Raw genomic sequence first — 7,495 nt, forward strand, 5'->3', positions numbered from 1 at the left:
GCCGGGTGGGGCGGGCTGCCCACCGTCACCGCAGCCCGCGACGAGCGCGGCGAGGCCGGCCGCAAGGAGTCCGCGCCGGTGAACTGGCATAGCCGCGATTGTTGAGGCACGTCAAGAACGCGTCAAGATTGGACCGCCCGGCGCTAAGGACGCATAGAGAACCCTCCCGGACCGGCCGCCGGGTGACTACAACGGCAGGCGTGATCGCGTGGCTCAAGCGGCTGGTGGTCGGGCGGCCGCTGCGCACGGACCGGCTCGGCGAGACCCTGCTGCCCAAACGGCTGGCGCTGCCGATCTTCGCCAGTGACCCGCTGTCGTCGGTGGCGTACGCGACGCAGGAGATCCTGCTCGTGCTCGCCCTCGGCGGGCTGGCCTACCTGTATCTGACGCCGTGGGTCGCCCTGGCCGTCACGGTCCTGCTCGCCGTCGTGACCCTGTCTTACCGCCAGGTGGTGCGCGCGTACCCCAGCGGCGGCGGCTCCTACGAGGTCGCCTCCCGCAACCTGGGCCGGCGGGCCGGGCTCGTCGTCGCCGCGGCGCTGCTCGTCGACTACGTGATGACCGTCGCGGTGTCGGTGGCGGCCGGCGTGGACAACATCATCTCGGCGGTGCCGGCGCTGAACCCGTACCGGGTGGCGCTCAACATCCTGTTCGTCGCCGTGCTGACCGCCATGAACCTGCGCGGCGTGCGCGAGTCGGGCCGGGCGTTCGCGGTGCCGACGTACCTGTTCATCGCCGGCGTCCTGGCGATGGTCCTCGCCGGCCTGGCCGAGGCCGCGCTCGGGCGGGCGCCGGTCGCCGAGTCGGCCGGCTGGTCGGTGGCCGCGCAGCACGCCGGGCTGACCGGCCTGGCGGTGCTGCTGCTGGCGCTGCGGGCGTTCGCGTCCGGCTGCACCGCACTCACCGGCGTCGAGGCGATCTCCAACGGCGTGCCCGCGTTCCGGGCGCCGAAGAGCGAGAACGCGGCCCGAACGCTCGCCGCGATGGGCATCCTGGCGATCACGATGTTCGCCGGGCTGACCGCCGTGGCGCTCATCGCCCGGGTGCACGTCGCCGAGAACCCGTGCGACCTGTCCGGCTTCCCCGGCGACTGCGCCGCCGGCGCGCAGCGCACCGTCATCGCGCAGGTCGCCGCGGCGGTCTTCGGCGGGCCGCACTCCGTCGGCTTCTACTTCGTGCAGGCGACCACGGCGCTGATCCTCATCCTCGCCGCGAACACCGCGTTCAACGGCTTCCCGCTGCTCGGCGCGATCCTGGCGGAGGAGCGGTTCCTGCCGCGGCAGCTGCATACCCGCGGCGACCGGCTCGCCTACTCCAACGGGATCCTGCTGCTGGCCCTGATCGCCGGCGCGCTGATCTGGGCGTTCGAGGGCTCGGTGACGCGGCTCATCCAGCTGTACATCCTCGGCGTCTTCACCTCGTTCACGCTCAGCCAGGCGGGCATGGTCCGGCACTGGAACCGGCTGCTGCGCGCCGAGCGGGACCGCCTCGCTCGACGCCGCCTGCACCGCGCCCGGGCCGTCAACGGCGCCGGCGCGCTGTGCACCGCCGCGGTCCTCGTGGTCGTCCTGGCCACCAAGTTCACCCACGGGGCATACCTCGTGGTCATCGCGATGCCGCTGTTGTACCTCATGATGAGCGCCATCCGCCGGCACTACGACCGGGTGAGCGCGGAGCTCGAGCCGGAGCCGCACGGCGAGGTGCTGCCCGCCCGGGTCCACGCGGTCGTGCTCGTCTCCCGGCTGCACCGCCCGGCGCTGCGGGCGCTCGCCTTCGCCCGGGCCGGCCGGCCGGACACGCTGACCGCGGTCACCGTCGCCACCTCACCCGACGAGGCCCGCGCGCTGCAGGTCCGCTGGGTCGAGCGGGGCGTCCCGGTGCCGCTGGCCGTCCTCGACTCGCCCTACCGGGACATCACCGGGCCGATCCTGCAGTACGTCCGCGAGCTGCGCGACGGCGCACCGCGCGACGCCGTGGCGGTCTACATCCCCGAGTACGTCGTCGGGCGCTGGTGGGAGCACCTGCTGCACAACCAGAGCGCCCTGCGGCTCAAGGCCCGCCTGCTGTTCCAGCCGCAGGTGATGGTGATCAGCGTCCCATGGCAGCTGCACAGCCGCCCGGAGCCGGCCGGGGCCGCTGCGACAATGGGCGTGTGAGCAGCGATCGCCCCGGTGCCGTCCGGCGGGCCCGGACGGGGCTCGTGGTGGCGGTGGCCGGGCTCGGCGTGGCGACCGCCGTGCTGGAGCCGCTGCGCGGGCACCTGTCCCTGGCGTCGGTGACGCTGCTGTTCCTGGTGCCGGTCGCCGCGACGGCGGTGGCCGGCGGGCCGTGGCCGGCGCTCGGTGCGGCCGTCGCCGCCGACGCGCTCGTCAACTTCTTCTTCGTCCCGCCGTACCACACGCTGCGTGTCGGCAGCACCGACAACGCGATCGTCCTGGTCGTCTACGTGGTCGTCGCCGCCGCGGTGGCGGTCGCCATGGACGCCGTCGCCCGGCAGCGCTCCGCGGTCGCCCGCCGCGACGTCGAGGCGCGGCTGCTCGCCCAGCTGACCGCCGCCCCCGCGGCCGCGGACGCCCTGGGCGGCATCCTCGCCCAGGTCCGCGACGCCTACCGGATGGACGCCGTCGCGCTCGTCGAGCGCGGCGTGCCCGTCGCCGCCGTCGGCGACGTTCCCGGCGGCGATCCGGCCCTCAGTGTGGCGGCCGCCGCAGGCGTACGCCTGGACGCCTGGGGCCCGCCCGTCTTCGCCGAGGACCGGCGCACCCTGGGCCGGCTCGCCGCCGCGGCCGCCCGCCTGCACGAGCGGCAGCACCTCGCCGACGAGGCGGCCCGGGGCCGTGAGCTGGCCGAGATCGACCGGCTGCGCACCGCCCTGCTCGACGCGGTCAGCCACGACCTGCGCACGCCCCTCGCGGGGATCAAGGCGGCCGCGTCCAGCCTGCGCCAGCACGACGTGCAGTGGAGCGAGCAGGACCGCGACGACCTGCTCGCCACCGTCGAGGACGCCACGGACCGGATGACCGCCCTGGTGGAGAACCTGTTGTCGCTGAGCCGGCTGCGGGCCGGGGTGCTGTCCGCGACGCCGGAGCCGACGGCGCTGGACGCCGTCGCCGCCGACGTGGTCCTGCACCTGCCCGACCACGAGCACGTGAAGGGCCGGGTCGCCCTCGACGTGCCCGACGACCTGCCGCTCGCCCTCGCCGATCCGGGGCTGCTGGAGCGGGTGGTGGCCAACCTGGTCGCCAACGCGCTGGCCGCCGCCCCGACCGTGCGGATCTCCGGCGCGGCGGCCGGCGACCGGGTGCGGCTGGTCGTCGCCGACGACGGCCCCGGCGTGCCCGTCGCCGACCTCGCCGGGCTGTTCGAGCCGTTCCAGCGCCTCGGCGACCACGGCAAGCCCGGCCTCGGCCTGGGGCTGGCGATCGTGCGCGGCTTCACCGAGGCGATGGGCGGGACGGTGACCCCTTCGGAAAGTCCGGGCGGGGGGCTGACGATGACTGTGGAGCTGCCGGCAGCATGACGAAGGTCCTGATCGTCGACGACGACGAGCCGCTGCTGCGGGCGCTGCGGCTGAACTTCGCCGCCCGCGGCTACCAGGTGCAGACCGCCACGAGCGCCGGCGCCGGGCTGGACGCCGCCGCGCACCACCCGCCCGACCTCGTCGTGGTCGACCTCGGCCTGCCCGACCAGGACGGCATCGACGTGGTGACGGGCATCCGGGGGTACAGCACCGTGCCCATCATCGTCCTGTCCGCACGGCACGGCGGGCCGTCCAAGGTCGCCGCCCTCGACGCCGGCGCCGACGACTACGTCACCAAGCCGTTCGGCATGGACGAGCTGCTCGCCCGGATGCGGGCGGCGCTGCGCCGGGCCGCGCCCGCACCGGCCGCGCCGGTCGTCGAGGCGTCGTCGTTCCGCCTGGACCTGTCGACGAAGCAGGCGACCGGCCCGGACGGGCGGCCGGTGCGGCTCACCCCGACGGAGTGGCACCTGCTGGAGGTCCTCGCCCGGCACGCCGGGAAGCTGGTGGAGCAGCGGCAGCTGCTGCGGGAGGTGTGGGGCCCGCAGTACGAGACGGAGACCAACTACCTGCGGGTGCACTTCGCCAACCTGCGCCGCAAGCTGGAGGCCGACCCGTCGCGGCCCCGGCACATCATCACCGAGCCGGGGATCGGCTACCGCCTGGAGGTCACACCCGGGGCAGCGCCAGCGTCATCGTGAGGCCGCCGCCCGGGGTCGGCTCCGGCGTCAGGGAGCCGCCCATCGCCTCGGCGAGGCCGCGGGACAGGGCCAGGCCCAGACCGACGCCGGTGGCGTTGTCGCGGTCGCCGAGGCGCTGGAAGGGCTGGAACACCCGCTCCTGGTGCGCCGGCGGCAGGCCCGGGCCGTGGTCGACGACCCGGATCTCGACGAGGCCGGCGTGCTCGCTGGCGCGCATCGACGGCGGCCGTTCGACCGGGCTGTAGCGCAGGGCGTTGCCGAGCAGGTTGACGAGGATCCGTTCGAGCAGGGCCGGGTCGGCGCGCACCTCGGGCAGCCGCTCCGGCACGATGACCGCGACGGCGGCGTCGAGGTCGTCGGCGGCGCGGGGCAGCGCGTCGGCGAGGTCGACCGGCTGCAGGCTGAGGGCGAGGGCGCCGGCCTGCAGGCGGGACATGTCCAGGAGGTTCTCGACCAGGCGGGTGAGCTTGTCGAGGGACTCCTCCGCGGTCGCGAGCAGCTCGGCCTGGTCCTCGTCGCTGAACTGCACGTCGGGGCTGCGCAGGCTGCCGACCGCGGCCTTCGCGGAGGCCAGGGGCGAGCGCAGGTCGTGACTCACCGCCGACAGCAGCGCGGTGCGCAGCCGGTCGACCTCGGCAAGGGTGCCGGCCTCGGCGGCCTGCTCGGCGAGGCGGCGCTGGCGCAGCGCGATGGCGGCGTGCGCGGCGAACGCCTCGACGAGCCGGCGCGCCTCGGCGGGCAGGGCGTGGCCACGCAGCACCAGGGACACGTTCTCCTCGATCGGCACCTCGGTCTCGCCGTCGGCCGGGCTGGTGCACGGCTCGGCGCCGACGGACGCCGCCGGGCGCCACGGTGCGTGCTCGTCGGCCCGCTCCAGCAGCGTCACGCAGGCCAGCCCGAACGACTCGCGCACCCGTTCCAGGAGCGCCTCGAGGGGGTTGTCGCCGTGCAGGACGCTGACGGCGAGGGTCGAGAGGGTCTGCGCCTCGGCGGAGGCGCGGGCGGCGTCGCGGGCCCGTCTCGCGGCCGCGTCCACCACGGTGGCCACCGCGACGGCGACGGCGACGTACGCGACGAGGGCGAACAGGTTCTCCCGCTCGGCGACCGTGAACCGGTTGAGCGGCGGGGTGAAGTACCAGTTGAGCAGCAGGAACCCGCCGACGGCGCAGATCAGCGCGGGGATGAGGCCGCCGACGAGCGCGGCGGCGACGGCCAGGACGAGGTAGGCGAGGATGTCGCTGGGCAGCGCCATGGTGCCGCGCACCCCGTGCAGGGCGAGGGTGAGCAGCGGCAGCCCGGCCGCGGCGAGCGCCAGCCCGGCGGCGCGCCGGCCCCGGGTGAGCCCGCCGGCGGCCCCGGTGCGGATGCGCCAGGAGAACCGGCGGGCCTCCGCGTGGGTGACGAGGTGCACGTCGATGGCGCCGGAGCCGGCGGTGGTGGTGACGCCGACGCCGGGCGAGAGGATCTGGGCGAGGCGGCCGCGGCGGCTGGCGCCGAGGACGAGCTGGGTGGCGTTGACGCCGCGGGCGAAGTCGAGCAGGGCACGGGGCACGTCGCCGCCGAGGACCTGGTGGTAGGTGCCGCCGAGGGACTCGACCAGCAGCCGCTGCCGGGTCAGGCTCGCCGGGTCCGCGCCGGCCAGGCCGTCGCCGCGGACCACGTGCACGGCCAGGACGTCGGCGCCCTTCGTCCGCGCCGCGACTCGGGCGGCGCGGCGGATCAGGGTGTCGCCCTCGGGGCCGCCGGTGAGCGCGACCACGACCCGCTCCCGGGCCTCCCAGGTCTTGTCGATGGCGTGGTCGGCCCGGTACCGGTCCAGCTGCTCGTCGACCTTGTCGGCGAGCCAGAGCAGGGCGAGCTCGCGCAGGGCGGTGAGGTTGCCGACCCGGAAGTAGTTGCCGAGTGCGGCGTCGATCTTCTCGGGCTTGTAGATGTTGCCGTGTGCCATGCGGCGGCGCAGGGCTTCGGGGGTCATGTCGACGAGCTCGATCTGCTCGGCGCGGCGCACGACGGCGTCGGGGACGGTTTCGCGCTGTGGTACCCCCGTGATGGACTCGACGACGTCGTTGAGCGACTCCAGGTGCTGCACGTTCACCGTGGTCAGCACCTCGATCCCGGCCTCCAGCAGGACCTCGACGTCCTCCCACCGCTTGACGTGCTCGCCACCGGGCACGTTGGTGTGGGCGAGCTCGTCGATGAGGGCGACCTCGGGCCGACGGGCCAGGACGGCGTCGACGTCGAGCTCGGTGAAGGCGGCGCCGCGGTACTGCACGTCCTTGCGCGGCACGACGTCGAGGCCCTCGAGCATCGCGGCGGTGACGGGCCGGTCGTGCGTCTCGACGAACCCGACGACGACGTCGGTGCCGCGGTCCCGCCGGCGCTGCCCCTCCTCGAGCATCTTGTAGGTCTTGCCGACGCCGGGCGCGGCGCCCAGGTACACCCGCAGCGTCCCGCGCGCCGTCATGATCTCAGCTCCTGTCCAGGGCGCGGTTCAACTCGAGGACGTTGACCGCCGGTTCGCCCATGAATCCGAGCGTACGTCCCCGGGTGTGCGCTTCGACGAGCCGGCGCACCCGCTCCTCGGGCAGGTGGCGCACGCCAGCGACCCGGTGGACCTGCAGGTTGGCGTAGGCGACGCTGATGTGCGGGTCGAGGCCGCTGCCGCTGGCGGTGACCGCGTCGGCGGGCACGGCCGGCCGGTCGGGCGCGCGCCCGCGGATCGGGGTGGTGACGCCGGCGGAGTAGTCCGCGCCGGGCCGGGCGCACTCGACCGGCCGGGCGCGGTACTGGCTGACGAACGGCCGGGCCGGGCAGGCCTCGCCGAGGCTCACCGCGTGGTCGGGGTAGACGGCCAGGACGGCGGCGGCGCCGTCGGGGGTGCAGTAGGGCCGGGACCCGTCCACGCCCTCGAGCTCGCCGACGGCCTTGCTGCGGGCGCAGACCTCGCTGAGGAGCTTGAGGTTCTCGGGCCCGAGGTTGCTGGCCCCGCTGGCGGTCGGGTCGTAGCCGGCGCCGGCGGCGGACGGCCGGGACTGGAAGTACTGCCTGAGTGGGTTGCCGTCCTTGTCCGTGAAGGACTGACCGATGAGGGACCGGCTGGCGCGACCGGACAGGCCCGGTATGTGGGCGGCGGCGACCATGAGCAGGGGGTAGGCCAGGCCGAGCACGATCGTCAGGGCGACGAGGGCGCGCAGGGCGGCGAGGTGCTGGGCGAGCCAGCTGGGTAGGCGCATCAGGAGATCCCCGGGATGGTCATGATGATGAGGTCGATGAG

5 protein-coding genes are annotated in these 7,495 nt (G+C 74.9%); 3 read left to right on the plus strand and 2 right to left on the minus strand.

The genetic code is table 11. From position 1 onward, the window contains the following. The first annotated feature begins 200 nt into the window (after window positions 1-200). Genes ABD901_RS39340 through ABD901_RS39350 form a run of 3 tightly spaced genes read left to right on the plus strand, consistent with a single transcriptional unit; the run spans window position 201 to window position 4,221 of the window. Window positions 201-2,156, plus strand: coding sequence for an APC family permease (locus ABD901_RS39340; protein WP_345135286.1), 1,956 nt, complete (start codon window positions 201-203; stop codon window positions 2,154-2,156). Next, the gene (locus ABD901_RS39345) at window positions 2,153-3,520 is read left to right on the plus strand and encodes a sensor histidine kinase (RefSeq protein ID WP_345135288.1); all 1,368 of its coding nucleotides are present in this window, start codon (window positions 2,153-2,155) and stop codon (window positions 3,518-3,520) included. The genes ABD901_RS39340 and ABD901_RS39345 overlap by 4 nt, the downstream gene beginning before the upstream one ends. Beyond that, window positions 3,517-4,221, plus strand: coding sequence for a response regulator (locus tag ABD901_RS39350; protein ID WP_345135290.1), 705 nt, complete (start codon window positions 3,517-3,519; stop codon window positions 4,219-4,221). The genes ABD901_RS39345 and ABD901_RS39350 overlap by 4 nt, the downstream gene beginning before the upstream one ends. Here the strand turns inward: ABD901_RS39350 and ABD901_RS39355 are convergent. After that, the gene (locus ABD901_RS39355) at window positions 4,190-6,685 is read right to left on the minus strand and encodes a sensor histidine kinase (RefSeq protein WP_345135292.1); all 2,496 of its coding nucleotides are present in this window, start codon (window positions 6,683-6,685) and stop codon (window positions 4,190-4,192) included. The two genes, ABD901_RS39350 and ABD901_RS39355, sit on opposite strands and share 32 nt — an antisense overlap. A 4-nt stretch (window positions 6,686-6,689) precedes the next feature. After that, window positions 6,690-7,454, minus strand: a complete 765-nt coding sequence (locus ABD901_RS39360) for a potassium-transporting ATPase subunit C (protein WP_345135299.1) — start codon at window positions 7,452-7,454, stop codon at window positions 6,690-6,692. Window positions 7,455-7,495 lie beyond the last annotated feature (41 nt).

It is taken from the genome of Dactylosporangium darangshiense, assembly GCF_039537565.1.
Lineage (GTDB): Bacteria > Actinomycetota > Actinomycetes > Mycobacteriales > Micromonosporaceae > Dactylosporangium > Dactylosporangium darangshiense.

Coding starts and splice junctions, on each gene's coding strand:
- ABD901_RS39350 (WP_345135290.1), top strand. CDS start 3,517: ATGACGAAGGTCCTGATCGTCGACGACGACGAGCCGCTGCTGCGGGCG.
- ABD901_RS39355 (WP_345135292.1), bottom strand. CDS start 6,685: ATGACGGCGCGCGGGACGCTGCGGGTGTACCTGGGCGCCGCGCCCGGC.
- ABD901_RS39360 (WP_345135299.1), bottom strand. CDS start 7,454: ATGCGCCTACCCAGCTGGCTCGCCCAGCACCTCGCCGCCCTGCGCGCC.